Origin of the sequence: Paenibacillus sp. B1-35, from assembly GCF_050474385.1 — a bacterium.
Lineage (GTDB): Bacteria > Bacillota > Bacilli > Paenibacillales > Paenibacillaceae > Paenibacillus_B > Paenibacillus_B alvei.
In genome coordinates, this window is sequence record NZ_JBCHVJ010000009.1 from 130,167 (window position 1) to 151,073 (window position 20,907).

Genomic DNA, 20,907 nt, shown 5'->3' on the forward strand with positions numbered 1-20,907 from the left:
CTACTCATTAGTGTGCGTAGCGAATTCTAGAACATGCAGGAGTGAATCACGCGCGTCCCATTTATTTTCTAGGCCTTCTAGTCTTATGGAAGCAGGGCTTCCTTCATAATTGCAGCCACTTCCCGGTACATGGCATCAAAGTCATCCAGCGGCAGCGGACTAACGCCATTGCCGACCTCGATAGTGAATCCAGGCTTCCTGTAGCGCTGTATGAACCAATCCTTGTAGCCGGCATCGCTTCCCGACAGCTTCACTGCCCGGTATCCGCTCGCCCTTTGAAACCGTTCTGCCCAGCTACATGCATCATCTGGCTCATAATCTCGATAGTTCCAATAAATTTCTTGTCCCTGGGTATGGAAGGACAGTGCCATTTCAAAAGGAATTCGTTCTGATAATTCGGCTAACGCGATTGCTTCCGGCTCAGTGAGCGGTCTCGTCCCACCGTAATTAAGTGGTGCTGGCGCATATACGCCTCTTCGCGCTTGTTCTTCCTCCCAGTAAGCCGGGAACTGATCATTAAGATCAATGCCTCGAATATTCGCCTTCCAGCGCTGAAATTTGCGCGACCCCTGATTCCATTCCATTATGGAAGCGTAAAGTGGATGCTCCGGCGATATCCCCTCTTGAACGAGTTCTACCCCGTCGGGGTTAGACATAGGAACCATCCATAATGTCGTTCTTTCAAAGGCAGCAAGCGCATCCCAGCCATTCCATGCCTCTCCGCTGTCATACGCCCTCGCATAATCTTCAACAAATTGCATTAATAAGGCTGATGTAATCCACTCATTCGCATGTACAGAACCATTGGCATGCACGGGAACAGTGCCTTTACCGATAATAATTGCAGGTATCGGCTTCCCCATCACACTATTCCCGATCTGCTCAACTCGAATGAAGGAATGGCTATTTTGCAGTTGACCAATATCTCTCATCATTTGAGCATATCCGTATTCTGCCGTTTTCCTTTCCCATTGCGTACTGTATTCGAAAGGAATTAACATAAGCTGTCCAGGTATCAATCTTCTCGGATCAAGCGTTGGATTTGCCTCTGCAAGGCGCTGTGTTGATACTTGAAATCGCTGCGCGATGTGATAAAACCTGTCTTTTGCCTGCACCACATATTTATTGATGGGGGGATCTGGAATATCGATTACCTGTCCGGGTACAGCATATCCATCCGCACGCAGCTGAGGGTTCGCACTAAGCAAAGCATGCAGTTGAATACCGTGACGCGCGCAAATGCGAAGATAGGTATCTCCCTTTTGCACCACATAAGGAACTGCCACCATTTGTCGCTCCTTTCCCAATCTGCTATTGGTTGAAGCATATGCGGCGGCATAGACGTTCATAACTTTCAGGATTTCACCTGAAAATGATACTAAACAATACAAAGAGAGCGCTCCCTGGCAGACTTGCTGCTCACGGAACGCTCTCTATTATCAATATCGTATAAGTTCGTGAATCCAAGTGAATGAGTTCAGCCATTACATAATTTTCGAAATCTGCCAGATTACAGGATTAGCATGAATGTGTTCGCCGAGCCACAAGCAGGCAATCTTCTGGAACATTTCCGGGTCTCCGCTGCAGAAAAATTGATGAGTGGGAACTGTTTCTGTGTTCGCTAACTGACCTTTATCTTGTAAAATGGTGCTGATTTCTCGTGCTGTTTCTTCTGCTGAATTAATAAGCTGAACCTTAGGCCCTATCGCTTCCTGAATCGAATCCGCTAGAAAGGGATAGTGGGTACATCCCAAAATGAGGGTGTCAATTGGGACACTATTCAGCGGTTCGAGTGATTCTCGAACGACATCGGATGTTGACGCACTATTTCTGAACATCCCTTTCTCCACGAGAGGTGCCAGACGAGGACAAGCTTGACTGACCACTTCCACGTGGGGGGACAGCCGCTTTAACGCTTGTTCATATGCTCCACTGCGAATTGTGCCTTCTGTTCCAATGACACCAACATAGCCGCTGTTTGTGGCGGACAGGGCTGCTCTAGCACCCGGGTGAATAACCCCGATTACCGGAATCGGCACGTAAGCTCGAATATATTCCAATGCTGCGGCTGTCGCTGTATTGCATGCAAATACGATCATTTTAGGTTGGTATTGAATAAGATAATCTACGATTTGACGAGTGAACAACCTTACTTCCTCAGCAGTACGAGGACCATAAGGCGAACGGGCTGTATCACCAAAATAGATGATTTTCTCCCGCGGCAGTTGACGCATTACTTCCTTGACGACTGTCAACCCACCAACACCCGAATCGAGCATAGCTATAGCTTGCTGCACGAATACACCGCTTCCTTCGTCTCTTGTTTGACTGACCTTACTTAACATATGTATTCTTTATTTAAAACGTACCTCGATCTTATCAGTAAGTTGGACAAGGTTCAAGTCATCCACAACTGGCAAAACTCGGAGGAAACTTTTCACTTCCAAAAAACGTCATTACTATGTGGAGACAAATAGAAAGGGTTGAAAAAGATGCAAACGGAACGTCCTATTAATAAAAAGAATAATATGCGAGCGTTACCCCCGCGCAATGTGGTCCGTACAAGCCATCGGACTAACAACCCTAAGCAAGGGAAGCAAAAAAAGCTAAAGAAGAAACGCTCGGTTTGGCGTATTTTTCGCATAGTTGCGGCTATCTTCCTATTAGTTGGCTCCCTTGGCGCCGGATGGTTATTCCTAACTCCTTCCGGTACAGAGATGCGGTTCTTGATCGCGGATACGTTAATCACAACACAGCATCGACATTGGGCGAAGTACATTATCGGCCAAGCCGAATTAGACAAGCGTGTACAAGAGTATTGGGCGAGATTTGAACGAATGGGCGACGAGAAATCAACAATTGATATTAATAAGCCTTCTGTAGCTGAGCAGGCCAAAAAGCCGCTCGTCGAGTATAAGGAAGTAAGCGGTACTGGTGCTACAGGCGCCTCATTCAGCGGATATTTAATGATTGTAAATGATCCCACCAAAATACGGATTGGCGTTCCCGGCAAAGTGGGACGAGGCGAGAAAGTCTCAAGCATGGTAAAGCGCACTGGCGCATTGGCAGGCGTCAATGGCGGTGGATTCGCAGATCCGAACTGGGAAGGCAATGGGTTTAAACCCATCGGTGTCGTCATTAACGACGGTAAGATGTATTATAATGGCGTAGGCAAGCAAAATACGCAAATTGTTGGTATTGATAAGGATGGCAAAATGGTAGCCGGTAATTTCAAGGTTAGCGAGCTGCTCGAAATGGGCGTGAAGGAAGCTGTTACCTTCCAGCCGCGCATGATCGTTAACGGAAAAGGGCAAATTCGCAATCATGCAGATGGCTGGGGTATTGCACCTCGAACTGTAATGGGACAACGCAAGGATGGAGCCATTCTCTTCCTTGTTATTGATGGCCGCCAGCCTCACAGCATTGGAGCAGACTTATATGACTGCCAGAAAATTATGCTTGAGAACGGCGCAGTGATTGCAGCTAACTTGGACGGCGGTTCGTCTACTGTGCTTGTGGAAAAAGACGGCGTCATTAAAAATTCGCCATCAAGCCAATACGGAGAACGTTATTTGCCTACTGCATTTCTTGTATTCGAGCATCCTGAAGACGCAAATATCCCGAACATTTGGGAAGGGATGAGACCTAGCGATATTGATCCTTCCAAATGGTAATGTAATCTCGCAATCCTATTTCATTCGCTTATAATTACACGGTAACAATAAATATCCCTACCATCTGTCTGCTTACGCACATAGGTGGTAGGGATATTTATATTTATCGAGCTTCTTTAATCTCTCCATCCTTTACTTTCACATCCGCAGTTACTTCCTCATCCCAATCGGCAGCGGGCTCCTGCAGGCTGGAGATGGCGGCTATCTGTGCTTCATCAGAGTCCTGCTGTCTCCATGAATTCAAGCCTTGCTTGAAGGATGCTACCTTTCCCTTAGCAGAAGTGATCAATTCTTCTGTCTGGTCACCAACTTGCTTCGCCCACTGCTGAGTACGTTCACTAACCTGCTGTGCTCCTTCTGCAATATCTTTACGAAGCTCGCGTCCGCTCTTTGGTGCGAATAGCAATGCAGATACCGAACCAATGACACTTCCGATCAATGCCCCTACCCAAAAAGACTTTTTGTTACTGCTCATCGTTCTTCCTCCTCATCACTCATTCCCGGTATTCTTTGCACTAGAAGGGGGAGACGACATAGCGCGCTTTGCTTGAATCGAGCTCCATACTGAATAGCCGAGTTCAAACATTTGAAGCATATCCGTAAGCCGCTGATCAGATGCATTATTCGCATTCCGCTGACTAACTTGAGCCACGATACGTTCCAACACGTCATTTCCGCGTTGTAATACTCTGCGTGTACGCTTCAATTCTTGTGCCCACTCGTTAATCGTCCCCACGGTCTCTTCGGACTGCTTCAACACTTCGTCAGCTCGACGCGTCAATACTTGGAGTTGGTGGCTCAGTCTCTGCCCTTCCTCAAGACATGCATCCGCCCTTCTCAAGGTACGCATTCCTCGGACAATGAGCAGGACAGTCGCCGTACATACAGCACTCCACGCTACAGCAGCCAGCAAGATGCTCCATTCAATCATCGTCTCCCCTCCTTAGCTGCAAGATCTACCGGGCTTATGCCCATGTCGTATTGACAGTATAGGAAGATGGGGCTCGCTTTGACACAACTTACCTTGTACTTTTTTTTGCCCGCTTGTCCCTAATCAGTGCAAATAGACCGAACCTCTGTGAGGCCGGCCTGAATTTGGGAAGCAAAATCAATGAGATAAAATTGCAAAACTTACTCGCGTCGCAATTCGTTTTCCCACCGATCAGAAAAAGGCTGCCCATAGCTATTATGGACAGCCTTCCCGATCATTCGAACAAGGAATGATCTTGCAATGTACAAGTATTACTGGTTAGTCCGAGGGCGAATCTTGTACGTGCAGCGCTGCCCGCGTTCTGCAAGACATTCTGTACGCTCTACATCGCTATCTAGTAAATCTTGGAATAAGGCAAGTTCACATGCGCACGGTTCCTTATAATGCTGAGCAACCTGTGCAATTGGACAATTGTACTCATGCAGCAGCCAGCTGCCATCGTCCGCCTTCTCCGTCTCTACCATATAGCCGTTTGAATCTTGAATGTGACCAAGCGCTTCAACTCGTTCCTCCAAGTTTTTGCCTTGGACGAGCGGCACATATTTCTCCAGCATGGACTGTCTTCTTCCTTCGAATAATCGATGGACACTATTCTCATCCTGCCAAGATTCCATTTCCTGAAGCAGATCTAAAATCAGTTGATGATACTGCTTTGGGAACTGTTCATCTCCTGTATCCGACAAGCGATACATCTGCAAGGGACGTCCCATCTGCTGTCGAACCATTTCCGTATCCAGCATGTGTTCCTGCTGCATGGCATATAGGTGTCGTCTTACTCCCATTTCTGTCATCTCCAGCTGCTTGGCAAGCTGGGCAACAGACATAGCCCCATTGGTTTTGAGTAAGCTCATAATCTCTTCACGTGTGGATGATTTGCGTACTGGTTGCTTCATGTAACCACCTTAACCTTGGTTGTCATCGTACCGTCATTGTAACGCATCACTTCCTTACAGACAACAACCTTGCCCCAGTTGAAGGCAGGAATCATTTCAACGCAAGTTCCTTACTTACAAATTGACGGACAGACTGAGCAAATTCCGGCAGCCACTTAGGCAGGTGTGCAAGCTGCGAATGAATGGAATCTCTCTCCCATATCATGTACTCCTGAACCAGCGGTCTGCGCAAAGACACTAGCTGAAGCAATGTCGCATGGAGCTGTGGCGATACAACCTGCTCTTGTGCGATAATTTCCACAATATCCTCGTAGCTGCTTGCATCACGCATTAGAAAACCGTCTATGAGCAAGCTGCCTACATCTGTGATGATCTCGATCGCGATATGAAGCGCCCGCTCCTGTGCATAAGAGTAGTGCAAGCTTCCATCCCATTTCACCATAATCTGTTCAACAGTCTCTATCAGTTGTGGTATAAAATCAAGCCGCTGCTCAATCTGCTCCATGTTCACATAGTACATTCGTTAGCCCTCCCCTGTGATGGTCTAGCTCGGAAGCGGTGTTGCGATACCATTCTCAACAGGCCTGGTATCTTTCCCGCTTCTACTACATTCGGCATATGTAACCAATCTCCTGTTCCCTGTATGCAACATGAAAAAAAGGAGCTTGTCAGCCCCTTCTCTCAACTGAAACGTATTATTCTACAATAAGAACCGACTTCATATCATCGTGGCCTGTTCCACACATGACCGAACACAAAATCTCATACTTGCCCGGTTTTTCAAATACAACGTCCTTCTCCATTTGGCCATCTTGCAGATTAATGCCCAATTCCTTAATTTCAGCACCATGCAACCCGGATTTGTTCACAAGCTTCATGCGAACCTTATCCCCGGCCTTCACTTTATACTCCGGTTGGTCGAACTTAAAATCACTTGTAGCGATAAGTTTAACGAGAGTGACTCCCTCAGGAGCTGCCTCCTCGACCTCCGGCTTTGGCATATTGAACAGCATCAACCCAGCGGCAAGCAGGCACGCGATGCTGAACAAAATGAACATAGCCCATTTCTGCATAACTGTTCTACGCCCCTTTGTCAGTTACATTCATCACTTCTCATATTACAAAATCTTTCCTATTTCTCTCAATACCTTCTTGCAAATTTCGGAAGCAAATTTTGTAATTGTGACAATTCATTGAACAACAGACATCTACGGCAACCCTATAAAAATAGGAAGAGAACCAAGTATTATGCCTGAAGCTGGTCATTCAATTCACGTAATTCACTAGGCGACATTTGGAAGTGATCTTTAAATAATCGATTGAAGTTGGACAGGTTGCGGAAGCCGCTTTCAGCGGCGATTTCGATAATTTTCTCTGTCGAAGAAGTTAATAGCTGAGCCGCATAGGCCAATCGTAGTCTGATCAGATAATCGAGCGGAGATGTGCCTAACGTCTGCTGGAATAATGCACTGAATCGGGAAGGACTTAGGTGGGCCAAGTCGGAGAGTTTCTTCAGCGTCCACGGATAAGCTAGCTGACTTTCCATGACGCGAATCACCTCTTTAATTGTCTGTACTCCTCTAGATGGCGATGGTGAAAATGCAGCGTGCGGCCTGCTTGCATATCTGTTGATCAGCGTAAAAAAGCGTATGTATTGGGCTTGAACAATTGTTGCAAACCCAGCTTCTCTTTGATCGAGTTCATTCTTTATGTCCATTAGCATATCAGACAACAGGCCGCATTGCAGCAAAGACCGCTGCAGGACATGCGGTACGGCTTGTCCAATATGATGGAGATAGGAACTCGTCTCCTGGCCCCACCATGAATTGAGTTGGATAGACACTTCAAAATGAAATGCTTCCATCAGAAGCTGATCTGTCCCGCACACCCGATGCAATTGCTGTGGCGGGATGAGCACAATGTCACCCTGTTGAATCGTATACGTTGTCCCGTTGATGATACAAAGGCCGCTGCCTCCGGCTACATAATTGATTTTCCAATGCGAATGCCAATGTGCCAGTGTTAATTTCGGATGATTGCCCTGCACCATCTTCTCAATTTTAGGTATCATAAACTCCTTCTGCCCTGTATCTACTTCAAATAAAGTATTAACGGGCGATTGTACAGCGGTATACCGTTTCATATGAACATGAACCTCCTGTCATCCTACCATGAATATAGAGGTGAACATTGGTCAAGATTATGAAAAGACTTATTTGCGCTTGGATGAATCGGATAGGCTCTCAGCAAGCTTGGACACTCTTTCCTCCTGTTTCATCGTCATTCGCGCAAGAATGGAGTTAATCTCCGTTTGCAACTCGTTTCTTTTGGCAATGAGTTCGCTTAGCTGCTTGAATTCTGAGTTGTCGTCATGCATGGTTCCATCCTCCAATTAGGTCGTAAAGTCAATCGCTCACTATATGTATCACCATCTGTGAGGCAAATGAAAATGATTAATTTTGGGAATATGGATTTTCTCTGGATCGTGAAGAAATAAATTGACAAACGAGCCCAAACAACATAATATGTTACTTGCAAAAAATTTAAGGATGCAGGTGAAGCCAACGTGACCTATGAACCGATTGTAAAGGAAAAAACGTTAATCGAACGCAACGATGCCGATAACCTTTATCAAGTAAAAGTAAAATTGCAGGATGGTACGCTATGCCGCGTCTTTTATAATCACGGTGCCAAGCATGTTAGCAGACTGCTTACTATTCCATGCCCGATTTGCCGCAAAGACTTTATTTGCAAATGCATGAGTCGCTTCGCAGACCAGCTTGACGAACAAATCAACTTGCCTGAACTGCTGGCTAAGTAGTCGCACAACGATGCAACCGTTCGAACTCGTTTACTGAATATAAGCAGCATACAAGCTCTCTATTCGCCTATTGCGAAAAGGGAGTTTTTTGTTTGATCTCCATCACTGCTTTCCCCTCGTACTAGCTCCTCGCTCCAACCTAATTATACCATTTATTTATTGTGAAATTAGACAAGCTCTCAATATTTTTAAGTTTTTTTTAATTTAGCTGCACTTGCCATTTTGGACTGAATTACAAGAAACCGCTGAGAATCATCAGAACATTAATCCATGTATGCCAAATCACGACGGGAATGATACTTTTGGATTTGATCGTAATTCCTCCGAAATACAACCCTCCCAGTGCAAAGGCGATGCAAATGCCCCAAGAGAATCCAAGGGAATAATGCTGTAAACCAAACCCTGCGCTGGTCACAATTACCGCCCACTTATCACCTAATTGTTCGGAGAACCGACTAAGAAGCACCCCTCGCCAGATGATCTCCTCCAACACGTTTATGATAGAAAAAGCAAGCGTGAATAACCAAATTCCTTGCACGTTGCCCCATCCGTTTCGAATAACAAATGGCATAAAAGCTAAAGAAACCGCAGCAATTGCGATAAGCAAGAAAACGTTTACTTTTGACTGACGGAAGCCTGACCAAATAAATGGTATCCCTATCTGCTCGTTCCAATGCGGTTTTTTCGCATACAGCATGAAAGGTAATTTTTGAACAAACGCCATGACAAGCAAGGGAATGATGATACAAATCAGTGACAATCTGTTTAGAAAGATATGCCATTCTTTGGGCTTCAAATCGAGGATCCAACTTGAGTTTATGAATAGATAAATAGCAAATCCGACACCCAAACCTATCGTTGTCAGAAGAAATGGCCGCATTGGCTTGTAAATGAAAAGCAATCCGGTACAACCTCCCCACAAACACATCAATACGTAGTTATGCGTTTGGAGGGAGATAAGAAGTGACCCAACTAAGAACAGACAAGCTAAATTTCGAAGTAACGTGAAATTCATTCTTTATCCTCCTTATGGATTAGACGAACGTGGAATTACGCTGAAAGGTACTCAAGTGTCCATATTATCGGGGAACTCCATACATATACTGGATTATTGTGAGAGGATGTGAGAAATGACATGGGTATGAAGGAAATGGGCTTTGCAGATCGCGTAATCTTTATTCTCGGATTAACCTTAGCCGGTGTACTGACATTTGTCCTTCTGGTCGGAGTCATTGTTGCAGTATTAAAATTTTATATGGACAAAAAGGAACGAGCCATTCAGGTTCAACCAGATCCAATGCTAAAAGATGATCCTAGGCCACCTTTGGAAAGCGTTTCGACGCCTAAGCATTTATCTGAAGATAAAGTATTGCAGGTTAATGATGAGCAAGAAAGACCACCGAATTAGGTAATTTTAGAGAGGAGATGACTCATTTGGCAACGAGTAATCAAGGAATGTCAAAGTTCTTTAGTCATATGAAGAATGGATTTCTACATTTCGCAAATACCTATTCTGTAGCAGTAAAAAGCGGCGCGAATGTGGCAGGAAAGCAAATTATTGAAGCGATGGAGGAATTGAATCAGCCATCTGATATTTCTGCTGGAAAGCTGATCGCAGCCGTTAAAATTGGTGTACAACATGCCAGTGAACATATGGTGAATTCAGGTACGGAATTCGTTGAACACATGAAAAACAGTCAAAAAAAGCAATAAGGAGAGAAATTAACATCCATCATTTTAATACAATTAAATAAAAAGGTTTTCTGTTTCATGTTTTCTCCTCTTGGTTGATGAACTTACGTTATTGACCAGAGGTTTTTTTGAGTTGGGCGCGCATTTGCGCTGTTGAGTACAGTTTGAATGATTGAAAAAACGGAGGACCACTCCCTTTAACAAAATAAGGAAGGAGTCCCTTTTTCATTTTATTTATAACTCTTTTATTATTCCTTGTCTTTTTCTTTTGCTTTTGCTTTCTGTTCTTTTTCTTGCTGTTTTTCAAGCTCTTTTTGTTCTTTTTCTTGCTGTTCCTTAAGCTCTTTTTGTTCTTTTGCTTTCTCTTCCGCTTGCTCTTTTTCTTTTTTCTTTGCTAGTTCCTCAAGTTCCTTCTTTTCTTTCCGTTTCTCTTTTTCTACTTTTTTCGCTTGTTTCTCAAGTCTAGCTTGCTCTTTCGCTTGTTCCTTTACCTCTTTTTTACTTGGTTTATGCTCTTTCATTTCTTCACTCATCTTTTATCCCTCCATTTTGGAATTGGTTAACCTTGTTTAAACGGTATCTGACAACTTCTGGATTAAAATATTCAAGCATATGAATTCCTGGCACTGACTGAAAAAAAATATCGTATCTCTTGTAAGGAATTTTACTGTGCCGTTCAGGGATACGAAGATTGATTGGCTTTTGGAACAGATCAACAGCCTCTTCTTGACCCTTAAGCCCAGAGTCAACCACTTTTCTGTAGGATTGTAACCCCATCGAGCTGATTGATTTGCCAATTCCCTCTTGTTTGTGAGCAATTTTCTCAAATAAAGATTCTGGTACGTACTTTGAGTTCACAATGGCAATATTGTGAGAAACGATAAAATCACTTTTGTCGCTTATCAAAATCGATTCTCTCACATATAAAGGAGCGCCGGAGGACTCCGCTTGATGATCCGCATGTTCTTCTTTCAATTGCTCTTGCCGAATGACCGTTACACACATCTTTTCGTTCAACAAGGTTTCTAGCAAATCTGTCGTCCTTCCGTCTGTCACTAGCAACAAATCGAATATTAGTTTCTGCAAAAAGTCCAATGCCTCTCCCGCATGCCGCGAGCCCTTGCCATTGGTATCTGTCATACAGTTTCCTCCATTAGCCGTATGTCAGCTCGTGTTGAATTATAACCTGTGTACAGGAACTTCTGTTATGATAACCTGCTGTTAACGATAGAGACCGGAATCGCGGATCCCCTGCAAAAATTTGTGAAATTCATCAATATTCAACTGCTGCTTCGCATCAGAAAGTGCAACCCGCGGATTCGGATGCACCTCGACCATAATACCGTCTGCGCCAGCCGCTAGTGCTGCTTTCGCACATGGAAGCATAATGTCCTTTCGACCAGTGGCATGGGTAACATCTACGAGAACCGGAAGATGAGTTTCTTGTTTCAATATCGGAACAGCAGAAATATCGAGTGTATTGCGCGTCCATCTTTCATAGGTGCGAATTCCGCGCTCGATTAACATGACTTGGTTATTCCCGCTGGATAGCAAATATTCAGCCGCAAACACAAATTCCTCGAGTGTAGCGGAAAGGCCTCGTTTCAGCAGGACAGGCTTCTGGGTTTGGCCAACGGCTTTCAACAGATCGAAGTTATGCATGTTGCGGGCACCAATCTGAAAGATGTCAATGTAACGAGCTGCCATGTCGATATGCATAGGGCTCATGATTTCACTTATCGTCACCATCCCCGTTTCAGCAGCCACTTCCTTCATGATTTTCAACCCTGCTTCGCCAAGGCCTTGAAAATCATACGGTGATGTTCTCGGTTTGTACGCGCCTCCTCGTAAGACGGTAATGCCGGCATTCCTCATCGCAGTAGCAACCGTTAGCAGTTGATCTCTGCTTTCAATTGAGCAGGGTCCAGCGACGATGACAGGCGAAGAACCGCCGATTTCGGCATGCTTGACTTGAATAATCGTATCCTCGCTCTTATGCCGGCGGCTAACAAGAAGCTTGCGCTCGGCTGGAGCCTCTTTTTTTATTTCGGACGCAAAAGTAAGGGTAGCAAGCTCATTCAGTAGTTGTTGGTTGCCAACTGGCTCCGCTTGTGAAATACCCTGCTTATTCTTTTCTTGAACGATTTCCGCAGCCATTCGTGCACGTTCGTTCATCAGATCGAGCAATTGTTGGTTAATTCCATCCCATTGCGTGATTAATTGTTTCCATCTGTCGCTCACAACGAGCACACCCCTCTTTTTCACAATTGACTGCAGCCTTTCCTTCACCAGACTTACACTTTATTTCGCTTCTGGATATATACCGGTTTGGTCGATGGCACGTTATTCACGAGCTCCACTCGATCAAGAAGCGTTGCGTCGGTAATGATTTGAAGGGTGACAGGCAAATGAAGCTTTTCAGATAATTGAGTTTGGATGTCCTCCCTACTCCATTGTCCAGCATCGTGCGAATCAAGAAGAACATACAAACCATCTTCTTGCTCCAATACCTTCCATGCATCTGGGGCAGGTGTCAACGAATAGACGGCCTCTTGGATATCATAAGCATCTAGAATGGTATCACCGATCACGATTCGATCCTTACTTCTGCCGTAATGCACCAACTTGCCCGTTACTCGCCCACAAGCACACCTGGAAGGTTCAAGGGAGATAATATCGTCATTAAAGTAACGCAACAACGGAGAAGCTTGATGAGAGAGTGTTGTGATTGCCGCAAACCCTCTTTCTCCTTGAGTAACAGGGCCCGAACCGTCTTCATGCAGCACTTCTACGTAAAAATCCCGTTCCACGATATGCATCGAGCCATACTCACACATGGTTGCAATATTCGCAGTTTCCGTCGAACCATACATATTAAAAACAGGTACACCCCACAGCCTTTCGATATGCTCTTTGCGTTTATCGCTCAATAACTCACCGGCAACGCAAATGGCCCTCAGCGCTGGAAAATCCTCGTTCACATCCAAACCAATGAGACGCGCCGCCTCGGCCAGAAGCTCCATCTCGCGCGGAAGTCCTGCCAATACTGTGACTTGCAGGCGCTTCATTAGACTTAATACTTTCGGGTATGGCGTAACTACCGTACGTCCGCTTGCAGGTACAACCCCCGCTCCTGTGTGCCAGGCAGCTTGCTGCATTAAGAAGGCGGGCAGCGCCAAGGCATACGGGAATCGAATCAATACAAGATCATCCGCTGTCAATCGGACTCCACACTCCTGCAGCTGTCTTCCGCCAACTCGGATGTCTTCTTGCGTGAACCAAGAAGCGGAAGGTTCTCCGGTTGTACCCGTAGATTCGTGGTATTGGGCAATCTTACTTATTTCGACAGCTAGGTGTCCGAAAGTGCCGGCATTTCGGAGATCTTCTTTCGTTGTCAATGGCAGTGTTTGAATGTGTTTCATTCCCATATTATCGATGTTATATTTCGCTAATCGATCCTTATATAGAGGGGATTTCGTTAGGCGTAGTAATAAATTCTTGAACTTCTCCTCCCGCTCCCTCTGAATATCGGTCATCAGGGCACCTCCTTTCAGCGTTACACGGCGCTTTGGGATGGCTAATGCAAATCCTTGGCCCCATGCTCCTAGCCGCCTTACGTGATGATTCGCGTTGCTTTGCCAAAAGTACGAGGAATATCGTGTTTGATTTCCACTTCGCAATCAATCCCGATCCGATCTGCCATATGCTTTCGAATTTTCGTTGCCAATTGCTCGTCTGTTAATTCCGTCCGGAACGGTTCGGCTTCAATTTTGAAAGATCCCTGATTCAATTTGAAGTGATACCACATACCCACATCTGGAATTTCCATCAAAAATTGTTCTAGTATGAACGGTGAGTAGTCTTCATCCCCTAATCGAATCATGTTCTCCATTCTTCCTCTCAAATGAAGAACGTCCATTGTGAGACCACAATCACATTTGGATTTCTGTAAATACCCGATATCCCCACTGCGGTAACGCACCATTGGCATGGCCTCGCGCAACAACGTCGTGACAACGATTTCTCCCGTCTTGCCGTAAGGGAGCTTTTCCAGCGTAATTGGATTAATAATTTCTACTTTTACATGTCCCTCCATCACGTGATAACCTTTGTGCTCACTGCATTCAACCGCAACGACGCCGCATTCGGTCGATCCGTAGAAGAAGGACACTTCACATCCCCACCATTTTTCCAAACGCTCACGGAATTTATAGGAGCAGCCTTCACCTGTAAGCACTATTTTTTTCAACCGTATATCTTCACCTATTTTGATGCCGAACCGCTCGCTTTCTTCGGCCAAAAGCGCCGCATAGGAGGGGGTCGTAGTCAGAACTGTAGCTTGGAACTCCTTCATCAACTCTAATGACTTATCGACGGGAGCCATGTAACCGCCTTTGCCAAGTGACAGCACCGCTGTTCCAAAAGCAAATTGAAACAACCGCTGAAATCCAAGTCCAGGCAAAGCAAATTCATAAGGCAAGGCGACAGCCACCACATCAACATCCGTTTCCTTAAACAATTCCAAATATTTAGGCAGCAAATCATAGACATACTGATCAGCTAAGGAGTACGAGGTATAAATAGGTTTGCCCGAAGTACCGCTCGTGAGGTGAACCTGACCGATTTCCTTTGGATCCAAGCATAAGATTTTCTGCTTATCGCCTCGGATGACGTCTTTATTCAAAAACGGTACCTTTGTTAATTGCTCCAGACTTTCAATTTCTGGCACTGTAAAGCCTGCCTCTTCCAGCTTTGAACGATAATATTCATTGCGGTTCCAAATATGAGTAAGTGTTGCGTTAATCGCTTTTAACTGATAATCTTCAATTTTTTGCCGAGGCAGCTTCTCAATGGTGATTCCATTCTCATCCAATTGTTCAAAAAAAGCTTTGAATTGTTCTAAATGGGATGTATGTTCGTCCACGGATACCTTCATTTTATGGGTTTGCGCTTTCATAAAGATCCTCCTAACCATTTTCAATCCAATCCTTCGGCATGTCATTCATCTAGCGTTCTCTCATGATTATTTGTAAGTAGTTGATCTGCTCGCCCTCCTAGTCACCCTAATATGAAATGCAAGCAAAGTCAGCCTTGACTCGGACAGCCGTATATCTTCTGAAAAGTGATTTTTTCATCCAATCATTGCAGTAGGGATTCACATATCGTAACAAGTATATAGCCCTTGAAATCATGAGAAGTTGACGTAGAGAAACTCGGCTTTCAAATAACGGCGAAGCAAATTGGAGGTGAGGTAAACTTGTCATCTGACAGCAATCCTGATAAACAATTCAAGATCGCAAAAAAACTCCTTCAAGATGGGGTTGAAGGAGACAAAAAGGCAGCGAAAAGAGCGAATGAGAAGCTTGTAAAACTACGTGAGACCCAGCCTCATAATGCGCTTATTGAAGCCTATTACGGTAGCTCATTAGCCCTCTTATCACGTGATGCCGTTAACCTTGTTGAGAAAGAAGAAAAAGCACTAGAGAGTTTGGAGGCATTGAATCAAGCAGTTATATGGGATCCAAATGAAAAAGAAATTCGCTTTTTACGCGGAAGCGTCTGCCTGCATCTGCCGGAGTCTTATTTCTATTGTTCGAAAATAGCGATCGAGGACTTCACGTTCCTCCTTGACCGTTATCAACAAGGTTCAAATTACCTAACCCAAAAACAAGTCAGAGAAGTACTTCGAAAGCTGAGTAAAGCCTACCTAAATATCGGAAATCAGGTCAAATCGAATGAAATCTTACAGCTTCTTGCCTCCATGCATCCGAAGAAAAAAGATGATTAGAACCATGCAAGCGATCGATGTGATCATGCATGAATACAGAGAGGATGAATTTAGTGACAAACCTTAACCCCAGTGATATGGAAGGATCAAATTTGATTGAAACTTCTATATCAAGCGATGATCATCCGAATTCATTGACCGAAAGCAACCTAAATTCCGTGTCAGTTCCGGTGTCTACTCCACCTGACCCCTTTAATGAGAGATTCACCCTAGCTGTCCAACTTCATAAGGATGGCATAGCTGGCAATGCAGCGGCTGTTCAAGAAGCACATCAGATTTTAGAACAACTGCGTGTTGATTATCCAGATAATCCTCTTGTTGATGCTTACTATGGCAGCACAATGATATTGATTGCAAGGGATAAAACAGAGGCTTCTGATAAATTGAAATGGTCAAATCAAGGATTGAAAATACTCGATGATGCGGTAGCCGCCGACCCACACGACAGTACGATTCGACTGCTTCGCGGCAAGTCCTCTTACAATCTCCCAGAGAAATATTTTCATCGGACGAAGACGGTGATTGAAGACTTCACCCTCCTCCTCAATACACAATCTGATACGCTTGATACTGATACACAATTAGAACTCATCTATGAACTGGGTGAGGCTTGCACCAGGATAGGTCGAAACCAAGATGCGGCTGCGCACTTTAGAAGATTGCAGAGTCAAACACAAAATTCGGCATGGCAGCAGCTATCCAAGCAAAAACTGCAAGCGCTAGAAGGAAAACCGGCTTTTGAAAAAATACCAAACAACATTCCCACTACCCTATTGATTGAAGCTACTCGGACTGTAGGGAATGCCCTCCTTATCTGGATTAATAATGAAAAGAAGAAACAGATAGCCCAACAAAAAGCAAAAGAACGGGCTAAAAAACGGGCTTTACAAAAAGCGAAAGAAGAAGCGATTGAAAAAGCGAAAGAACGTGCGAAGAAAAAGGCTGAGGAAATGGCCTTAGAAAAAGAAAGAGAATTGATTTTAGAGAAAGAAAGACAAATGGCACTAGAGAAAGAAAGAGAAATGGCTTTAGAGAAAGAAAGACAAGTGGCAATAGAGGAACTAAGGAAAATGGCCTTAAAGAAATCAAAAGAAAAAGCTAAACCAAAAACTAAACTGATCACAAAGCGAAAAGGTAAACCGCTTGCTAAGCCAAAACCTAAAGCTAAAGAAGTAGTAAAACCAAAATCAAGACGAAATCAAAAAAACAAAGCCTACCGTACAGCCATTAGATAAGAAACATGTTCTCCTTCTAACCCCCCTTGATGTTAGTTGGTCAGTGCTAGCGATAAGTCGAATTCATATTAGACTTTACTTCAAGGGGGGATTAGCGTACTTTCGGAAGGAGGTGAGATACATGTCTGACAAACACAGCGAATTTTTCAAGAGTTTCCTTGAAACAGCTTTAAAAAGCGGCGCTAACAATTTCGGCAGACAACTTCTAAATGCAGTAAATGATGAAAACCAACCCGCTGAAATTATTTTAGGGAGAATCGCAACTGCCCTTAAGAGTGGTGCCGTAGCAACTGGCCAAGAAGTATTGCGAGCTCAACTTGATCAGCTTAAGAATTAACTTGAAACATATGGGATTCCCCCTATATTTCACACAAATAGACAGAGGTATTTGATAGGAGTTTCACGCAAATAGCCCCAAGTCTTGGAGGAGTTGTTGACAATGGGTTGAGGATTTAGTCCCCAGCCCAGCGAAGTCTTTGCAAAAACCTTATGTTTGTCAACAGCCCCAGAAGGCTTAGGGCTTTTTCATATTCTTACGGTTAACTCCATTTACCAAGATAAAAAATCAACAATTAGTTATGCCTGTCAGCTTGCACTCATATTCTAATCCTTTTATAAAAATTAAGGGAAATGAAGTGCCCGGGCCATCGCCTCCATATAGCTCTGAGCGGCGCGTTGACTTACCTCCTCTTCTGGAACAAAAAATTCGAAAAGGTGGAAGCATCCGGGATATAAGTGAAATTCGACATTTACACCTGCTTGTGCAAGTCTTGTTACATATTCGATCGTTTCATCTCGGAACAGATCGAGCTGACCTACACATGTATAGGTTGGCGGCAGCCCTGCCAAGTTCTCCGCTATCGTCGGTATTGCATAGGGTGATATCCCGCTGGAATGGTTCTCCACGACAACACATCGAGCCGTCTGAACGAAGCGTTCATACAACTCGTCGTCCATATCAGGATGTCCCAGCACATATCCACCCCCGTGAATCCACAACATGGCTGGAAGCTTGTCATCATTTCTCCTGCCAGGTTCATAAATTTTTACCAGTCTCTCCTGCAGCACCTCAAATTTTTCGACTGGTCGTGTTTACTTGCTCTGACCTTCTTACAGGAGGAACCGACACTAAATTTCTGCTCCACTCTAAATTTTCTTCCAATTGAAACCCTGGAAATTGTGATAACATTTCTGAACCGATCATTCCAGATAAATAAGTACAGAAATTTCCCATTCTTGATTGATCTTGCTGTCGAAGCTCGTTCGACGATGACTACCTTACTAGTTGAATGAGATGCCGTGCTCTCTCGCCTTTGGCTCCCTGCGCGCGGGCGAACCCGGGTTCGCTCCCCCCTGTTATACTCCATCAATGCAAAAAACACGACCCATAGGATCGTGTACGTTTGTTGATTTTGGTGGAGCCAAGGGGGATCGAACCCCTGACCTCTTCGCTGCCAGCGAAGCGCTCTCCCAGCTGAGCTATGGCCCCATATTTTTGTATGCCAAATTATTATACTACTTCAACTCATTTTCCTGCAAATTGCTACAATCGACCACAACGGCCTATATTTTAACAATTTTCAATCATTAGCGGGTAGTTAGTCATTATTTCTCACATTTTCTCCATATAACTTTCCATTTCATATGTAATGCAAATTCCACACGATTTATAGATACGTAAAGTACATTCCACTTCACGCAGCCTATTGTAGGCTGCGTTTTTGATTGAGCAAATACTCTGAATCCGTCCACAGACCGATCGATATACCATTCTTCGGAAGGTTTAATGAATTGAAAAACATTTTTACAATACAAATAGACAAAAACGAATTCAAATTCAACTCATCTAATCTTCAAATAAGGAGCATTGGAAATGAACAACAAATACAAAACAGCAGGTTCGAGCGCCAACGAATGGGCCGTTGAAGCCCTCGGGCTTATTAAAACGTTCGGAGACAATCGAGCTGTCGATGGCGTAGATCTGAACGTTCGTGCTGGCTCCATTTACGGCGTGCTTGGTCCGAATGGAGCAGGTAAAACGACGACGATTCGCATGCTTGCCACATTGCTGCGTCAGGATGCTGGAGAGGCACGAATATTTGGCCATGATGTAGTGAAAGAGTCTCACATTGTGCGTCAATTAATCGGCGTAACAGGACAATACGCATCGGTTGATGAATCGCTGAGTGCTACGGAAAACCTCATTATCTTCTCAAGGCTGCTCGGGCTAGGACGTGCAGAGGCGCGACGCAAGGCGGCTGACTTGTTAGAGGAATTCGGCCTGACGGAAGCTGCAAAACGGCCGTTGAAGCATTTCTCAGGAGGCATGCGCCGCCGGCTTGATTTGGCCGCCAGCCTAATTGCGCAGCCACCGCTCATTTTTCTGGATGAACCAACAACAGGTCTTGATCCGCGAACGCGATCGCAAATGTGGGATACGATTCGCCGCTTAGTAGACACGGGGTCAACGGTGCTTCTCACGACGCAGTACCTTGATGAGGCGGATCAATTGGCGGATCGAATCGCGGTTATCGACCACGGCAAGGTTGTCGCTGAAGGAACGGTCGATGAACTAAAATCCTCGGTCGGCACCTCGTCCTTGCATTTGAGAGTCCAAGAAGAAAAAGACATCGCAGAGGTCCGCCATATCGTGGAACAAGTGCTCAAAGTCCGTTCCAATGTAAATGCCGAGGCCGGAAAAGTTACAGCACCTATGACGGATGCGGATCAGGTGACCGATCTGTTGATCGCACTTCGTGCGAGGGGGATTCATCTGTCCGAGCTCAGTGTACAGAAGCCTACCCTTGACGAAGTATTCCTAACGATCACAGGACATAGCGCAGAAGACAGCGCAAGAGAAAATCATGTGCAAATGGACAGCGCAATCAAGGAGGAAAGAGCATGAACCAGGTATCTGTAAGCGTAAAAAAAGGACGCCCTTTAAAAAACTACACTGGCTTCTGCCAGGCACTTCGCAATTCGTTAACGATGGCCTATCGCGGGTTGCTCAAAATAAAGCGTACTCCCGAGCAATTGTTTGATGTAACCATTCAGCCCATTTTATTTACCATCATGTTTACGTATATATTTGGCGGCGCAATTTCAGGTAATGTACACGACTACTTACCGATCATTATCCCCGGCATTCTTGTTCAGACGGTCATCACGAGTGCTGTCGCCACTGGTGTCCAATTGCGCGAAGATATGGATAAGGGTGTATTCGACCGCTTTAAGTCACTTCCGATCGCGCGTATTGCGCCTTTGGCGGGAGCCCTTCTGGCGGATACGATCCGTTTCGCTATTGCGACCGTACTCACCTTTGTCATGGGCTACTTAATGGGCTATCACCCAGTCGGAGGCTTGGGTTATGTCGCAATCGCCGGCTTGCTTGTCATTGCGTGCTCCTGGGCAGTCAGTTGGATTTTTGCCTTTTTCGGCGTCATTGCTCGTACAGCCGCAAGCGTACAAGGAATTGCCATGATGGTGCTATTCCCACTCACCTTTCTCTCCAATGCATACGTACCGGTTAATACAATGCCAGATTGGCTTCAATGGTTTGCTAACATTAACCCAATCACCCATTTAGTAAGTGCTGTACGAGAGCTCGCCAATCAAGGTACGATCGGCATTGAATTTGGCCTCACTCTCCTTTGCGCTATGGTCATCGTAGCTATCTTCGCCCCACTCACCGTTCGCGCTTATATGCGCCGCACCTAAGTCACATGTGCAGTCAACATCAAATACATCTACTCAGCAAGCATATCATTCGATTGTGCATGTTCATGATTTAGCTAAGATCGTGCGGATATCTGT

Annotated in this window: 24 protein-coding genes, 1 tRNA gene and 1 pseudogene; 9 read left to right on the forward strand and 17 right to left on the reverse strand. The window is 44.9% G+C overall.

Annotated features, from left to right (window positions below):
* Positions 1 to 83 precede the first annotated feature (83 nt).
* Both ACQ5BJ_RS24370 and racE read right to left on the reverse strand, forming a co-directional pair.
* A complete protein-coding gene (locus ACQ5BJ_RS24370; RefSeq protein WP_005545989.1) occupies positions 84 to 1,289 on the reverse strand; it encodes a M14 family zinc carboxypeptidase in 1,206 nt (401 codons plus the stop codon).
* A gap of 195 nt (positions 1,290 to 1,484) precedes the next feature.
* Positions 1,485 to 2,297, reverse strand: a complete 813-nt coding sequence (gene racE / locus ACQ5BJ_RS24375) for a glutamate racemase (RefSeq protein WP_005545987.1) — start codon at positions 2,295 to 2,297, stop codon at positions 1,485 to 1,487.
* 231 nt (positions 2,298 to 2,528) lie between these two features.
* Here racE and ACQ5BJ_RS24380 point away from each other — a divergent pair, with 231 nt between their 5' ends.
* Positions 2,529 to 3,674 (forward strand): phosphodiester glycosidase family protein, encoded by a 1,146-nt coding sequence (locus tag ACQ5BJ_RS24380; protein WP_306416522.1) that lies wholly within the window; start codon positions 2,529 to 2,531, stop codon positions 3,672 to 3,674.
* Between the two features lie 103 nt (positions 3,675 to 3,777).
* Here ACQ5BJ_RS24380 and ACQ5BJ_RS24385 read toward each other — a convergent pair whose 3' ends face one another.
* From ACQ5BJ_RS24385 to ACQ5BJ_RS24415, 7 genes are all read right to left on the reverse strand, one after another.
* Positions 3,778 to 4,149: a YtxH domain-containing protein gene (locus ACQ5BJ_RS24385; protein WP_268622365.1), complete on the reverse strand. Its 372-nt coding sequence runs from the start codon at positions 4,147 to 4,149 to the stop codon at positions 3,778 to 3,780.
* Between the two features lie 15 nt (positions 4,150 to 4,164).
* Complete coding sequence (locus ACQ5BJ_RS24390; protein WP_171418148.1) at positions 4,165 to 4,605, reverse strand: hypothetical protein; 441 nt, start codon at positions 4,603 to 4,605, stop codon at positions 4,165 to 4,167.
* 311 nt (positions 4,606 to 4,916) lie between these two features.
* Positions 4,917 to 5,558: a helix-turn-helix transcriptional regulator gene (locus tag ACQ5BJ_RS24395; protein ID WP_005545979.1), complete on the reverse strand. Its 642-nt coding sequence runs from the start codon at positions 5,556 to 5,558 to the stop codon at positions 4,917 to 4,919.
* Positions 5,559 to 5,649: 91 nt separating this feature from the next.
* Complete coding sequence (locus ACQ5BJ_RS24400) at positions 5,650 to 6,078, reverse strand: DUF86 domain-containing protein (RefSeq protein ID WP_005545974.1); 429 nt, start codon at positions 6,076 to 6,078, stop codon at positions 5,650 to 5,652.
* 175 nt (positions 6,079 to 6,253) lie between these two features.
* Positions 6,254 to 6,631 (reverse strand): hypothetical protein, encoded by a 378-nt coding sequence (locus tag ACQ5BJ_RS24405; RefSeq protein WP_005545973.1) that lies wholly within the window; start codon positions 6,629 to 6,631, stop codon positions 6,254 to 6,256.
* A gap of 173 nt (positions 6,632 to 6,804) precedes the next feature.
* Positions 6,805 to 7,701: a helix-turn-helix domain-containing protein gene (locus ACQ5BJ_RS24410; RefSeq protein ID WP_268622369.1), complete on the reverse strand. Its 897-nt coding sequence runs from the start codon at positions 7,699 to 7,701 to the stop codon at positions 6,805 to 6,807.
* A gap of 69 nt (positions 7,702 to 7,770) precedes the next feature.
* The gene (locus tag ACQ5BJ_RS24415) at positions 7,771 to 7,935 is read right to left on the reverse strand and encodes a hypothetical protein (RefSeq protein WP_005545969.1); all 165 of its coding nucleotides are present in this window, start codon (positions 7,933 to 7,935) and stop codon (positions 7,771 to 7,773) included.
* Positions 7,936 to 8,124: 189 nt separating this feature from the next.
* Here ACQ5BJ_RS24415 and ACQ5BJ_RS24420 point away from each other — a divergent pair, with 189 nt between their 5' ends.
* A complete protein-coding gene (locus ACQ5BJ_RS24420; protein ID WP_021253290.1) occupies positions 8,125 to 8,379 on the forward strand; it encodes a hypothetical protein in 255 nt (84 codons plus the stop codon).
* 232 nt (positions 8,380 to 8,611) lie between these two features.
* Here the strand turns inward: ACQ5BJ_RS24420 and ACQ5BJ_RS24425 are convergent, their stop codons facing one another.
* A complete protein-coding gene (locus tag ACQ5BJ_RS24425; protein ID WP_163979029.1) occupies positions 8,612 to 9,394 on the reverse strand; it encodes a CPBP family intramembrane glutamic endopeptidase in 783 nt (260 codons plus the stop codon).
* 120 nt (positions 9,395 to 9,514) lie between these two features.
* Between ACQ5BJ_RS24425 and ACQ5BJ_RS24430 the strand changes: the two genes are divergently transcribed.
* Both ACQ5BJ_RS24430 and ACQ5BJ_RS24435 read left to right on the forward strand, forming a co-directional pair.
* Positions 9,515 to 9,787, forward strand: a complete 273-nt coding sequence (locus tag ACQ5BJ_RS24430; protein ID WP_268598848.1) for a hypothetical protein — start codon at positions 9,515 to 9,517, stop codon at positions 9,785 to 9,787.
* A 17-nt stretch (positions 9,788 to 9,804) separates the two neighbouring features.
* Positions 9,805 to 10,092: a hypothetical protein gene (locus ACQ5BJ_RS24435; protein WP_268594595.1), complete on the forward strand. Its 288-nt coding sequence runs from the start codon at positions 9,805 to 9,807 to the stop codon at positions 10,090 to 10,092.
* Between the two features lie 227 nt (positions 10,093 to 10,319).
* On the opposite strand, the gene ACQ5BJ_RS24440 is transcribed toward ACQ5BJ_RS24435, so the two are convergent.
* From ACQ5BJ_RS24440 to ACQ5BJ_RS24460, 5 genes are all read right to left on the reverse strand, one after another.
* Positions 10,320 to 10,604: a hypothetical protein gene (locus ACQ5BJ_RS24440; RefSeq protein ID WP_005545961.1), complete on the reverse strand. Its 285-nt coding sequence runs from the start codon at positions 10,602 to 10,604 to the stop codon at positions 10,320 to 10,322.
* The gene (locus ACQ5BJ_RS24445) at positions 10,597 to 11,211 is read right to left on the reverse strand and encodes a chorismate pyruvate-lyase family protein (protein ID WP_005545958.1); all 615 of its coding nucleotides are present in this window, start codon (positions 11,209 to 11,211) and stop codon (positions 10,597 to 10,599) included. Before ACQ5BJ_RS24445 ends, ACQ5BJ_RS24440 begins: the two co-directional genes overlap by 8 nt.
* 81 nt (positions 11,212 to 11,292) lie before the next feature.
* Positions 11,293 to 12,312 (reverse strand): bifunctional 3-deoxy-7-phosphoheptulonate synthase/chorismate mutase, encoded by a 1,020-nt coding sequence (locus tag ACQ5BJ_RS24450; protein WP_430112781.1) that lies wholly within the window; start codon positions 12,310 to 12,312, stop codon positions 11,293 to 11,295.
* A 53-nt stretch (positions 12,313 to 12,365) separates the two neighbouring features.
* On the reverse strand, positions 12,366 to 13,607 hold the full coding sequence (locus ACQ5BJ_RS24455) for a phenylacetate--CoA ligase family protein (protein ID WP_430112783.1): 1,242 nt from the start codon (positions 13,605 to 13,607) through the stop codon (positions 12,366 to 12,368).
* A 77-nt stretch (positions 13,608 to 13,684) separates the two neighbouring features.
* Positions 13,685 to 15,028, reverse strand: coding sequence for a phenylacetate--CoA ligase family protein (locus tag ACQ5BJ_RS24460; RefSeq protein ID WP_430112786.1), 1,344 nt, complete (start codon positions 15,026 to 15,028; stop codon positions 13,685 to 13,687).
* Positions 15,029 to 15,328: 300 nt separating this feature from the next.
* Between ACQ5BJ_RS24460 and ACQ5BJ_RS24465 the strand changes: the two genes are divergently transcribed.
* The 3 genes from ACQ5BJ_RS24465 (at position 15,329) to ACQ5BJ_RS24475 (ending at position 17,431) form a co-directional block, all read left to right on the forward strand.
* Positions 15,329 to 15,859 (forward strand): hypothetical protein, encoded by a 531-nt coding sequence (locus ACQ5BJ_RS24465; protein ID WP_262866549.1) that lies wholly within the window; start codon positions 15,329 to 15,331, stop codon positions 15,857 to 15,859.
* A gap of 53 nt (positions 15,860 to 15,912) precedes the next feature.
* Entirely contained in the window at positions 15,913 to 17,094 is a 1,182-nt protein-coding gene (locus tag ACQ5BJ_RS24470) for a hypothetical protein (RefSeq protein WP_430112788.1), read from the forward strand.
* A 121-nt stretch (positions 17,095 to 17,215) separates the two neighbouring features.
* Positions 17,216 to 17,431 carry a hypothetical protein gene (locus tag ACQ5BJ_RS24475; protein ID WP_262866547.1) on the forward strand — a complete coding sequence of 72 codons (216 nt, stop codon included), beginning with the start codon at positions 17,216 to 17,218 and terminating at the stop codon, positions 17,429 to 17,431.
* Positions 17,432 to 17,715: 284 nt separating this feature from the next.
* Here ACQ5BJ_RS24475 and ACQ5BJ_RS24480 read toward each other — a convergent pair.
* A pseudogene (locus ACQ5BJ_RS24480) lies at positions 17,716 to 18,298 on the reverse strand (alpha/beta hydrolase).
* A 209-nt stretch (positions 18,299 to 18,507) separates the two neighbouring features.
* Positions 18,508 to 18,583: transfer RNA gene (locus ACQ5BJ_RS24485), tRNA-Ala, on the reverse strand.
* Positions 18,584 to 18,967: 384 nt separating this feature from the next.
* Here ACQ5BJ_RS24485 and ACQ5BJ_RS24490 point away from each other — a divergent pair.
* Both ACQ5BJ_RS24490 and ACQ5BJ_RS24495 read left to right on the forward strand, forming a co-directional pair.
* Positions 18,968 to 19,999, forward strand: a complete 1,032-nt coding sequence (locus ACQ5BJ_RS24490; RefSeq protein WP_430112790.1) for an ATP-binding cassette domain-containing protein — start codon at positions 18,968 to 18,970, stop codon at positions 19,997 to 19,999.
* Positions 19,996 to 20,811: an ABC transporter permease gene (locus ACQ5BJ_RS24495; RefSeq protein WP_430112792.1), complete on the forward strand. Its 816-nt coding sequence runs from the start codon at positions 19,996 to 19,998 to the stop codon at positions 20,809 to 20,811. Before ACQ5BJ_RS24490 ends, ACQ5BJ_RS24495 begins: the two co-directional genes overlap by 4 nt.
* Positions 20,812 to 20,907: the final 96 nt, after the last annotated feature.

Coding starts and splice junctions, on each gene's coding strand:
- ACQ5BJ_RS24370 (WP_005545989.1), bottom strand. CDS start 1,289: ATGGTGGCAGTTCCTTATGTGGTGCAAAAGGGAGATACCTATCTTCGC.
- ACQ5BJ_RS24380 (WP_306416522.1), top strand. CDS start 2,529: ATGCGAGCGTTACCCCCGCGCAATGTGGTCCGTACAAGCCATCGGACT.
- ACQ5BJ_RS24385 (WP_268622365.1), bottom strand. CDS start 4,149: ATGAGCAGTAACAAAAAGTCTTTTTGGGTAGGGGCATTGATCGGAAGT.
- ACQ5BJ_RS24390 (WP_171418148.1), bottom strand. CDS start 4,605: ATGATTGAATGGAGCATCTTGCTGGCTGCTGTAGCGTGGAGTGCTGTA.
- ACQ5BJ_RS24395 (WP_005545979.1), bottom strand. CDS start 5,558: ATGAAGCAACCAGTACGCAAATCATCCACACGTGAAGAGATTATGAGC.
- ACQ5BJ_RS24400 (WP_005545974.1), bottom strand. CDS start 6,078: ATGTACTATGTGAACATGGAGCAGATTGAGCAGCGGCTTGATTTTATA.
- ACQ5BJ_RS24405 (WP_005545973.1), bottom strand. CDS start 6,631: ATGCAGAAATGGGCTATGTTCATTTTGTTCAGCATCGCGTGCCTGCTT.
- ACQ5BJ_RS24410 (WP_268622369.1), bottom strand. CDS start 7,701: ATGAAACGGTATACCGCTGTACAATCGCCCGTTAATACTTTATTTGAA.
- ACQ5BJ_RS24415 (WP_005545969.1), bottom strand. CDS start 7,935: ATGCATGACGACAACTCAGAATTCAAGCAGCTAAGCGAACTCATTGCC.
- ACQ5BJ_RS24425 (WP_163979029.1), bottom strand. CDS start 9,394: ATGAATTTCACGTTACTTCGAAATTTAGCTTGTCTGTTCTTAGTTGGG.
- ACQ5BJ_RS24430 (WP_268598848.1), top strand. CDS start 9,515: ATGGGTATGAAGGAAATGGGCTTTGCAGATCGCGTAATCTTTATTCTC.
- ACQ5BJ_RS24435 (WP_268594595.1), top strand. CDS start 9,805: ATGACTCATTTGGCAACGAGTAATCAAGGAATGTCAAAGTTCTTTAGT.
- ACQ5BJ_RS24440 (WP_005545961.1), bottom strand. CDS start 10,604: ATGAGTGAAGAAATGAAAGAGCATAAACCAAGTAAAAAAGAGGTAAAG.
- ACQ5BJ_RS24445 (WP_005545958.1), bottom strand. CDS start 11,211: ATGACAGATACCAATGGCAAGGGCTCGCGGCATGCGGGAGAGGCATTG.
- ACQ5BJ_RS24455 (WP_430112783.1), bottom strand. CDS start 13,607: ATGACCGATATTCAGAGGGAGCGGGAGGAGAAGTTCAAGAATTTATTA.
- ACQ5BJ_RS24460 (WP_430112786.1), bottom strand. CDS start 15,028: ATGAAAGCGCAAACCCATAAAATGAAGGTATCCGTGGACGAACATACA.
- ACQ5BJ_RS24475 (WP_262866547.1), top strand. CDS start 17,216: ATGTCTGACAAACACAGCGAATTTTTCAAGAGTTTCCTTGAAACAGCT.
- ACQ5BJ_RS24490 (WP_430112790.1), top strand. CDS start 18,968: ATGAACAACAAATACAAAACAGCAGGTTCGAGCGCCAACGAATGGGCC.
- ACQ5BJ_RS24495 (WP_430112792.1), top strand. CDS start 19,996: ATGAACCAGGTATCTGTAAGCGTAAAAAAAGGACGCCCTTTAAAAAAC.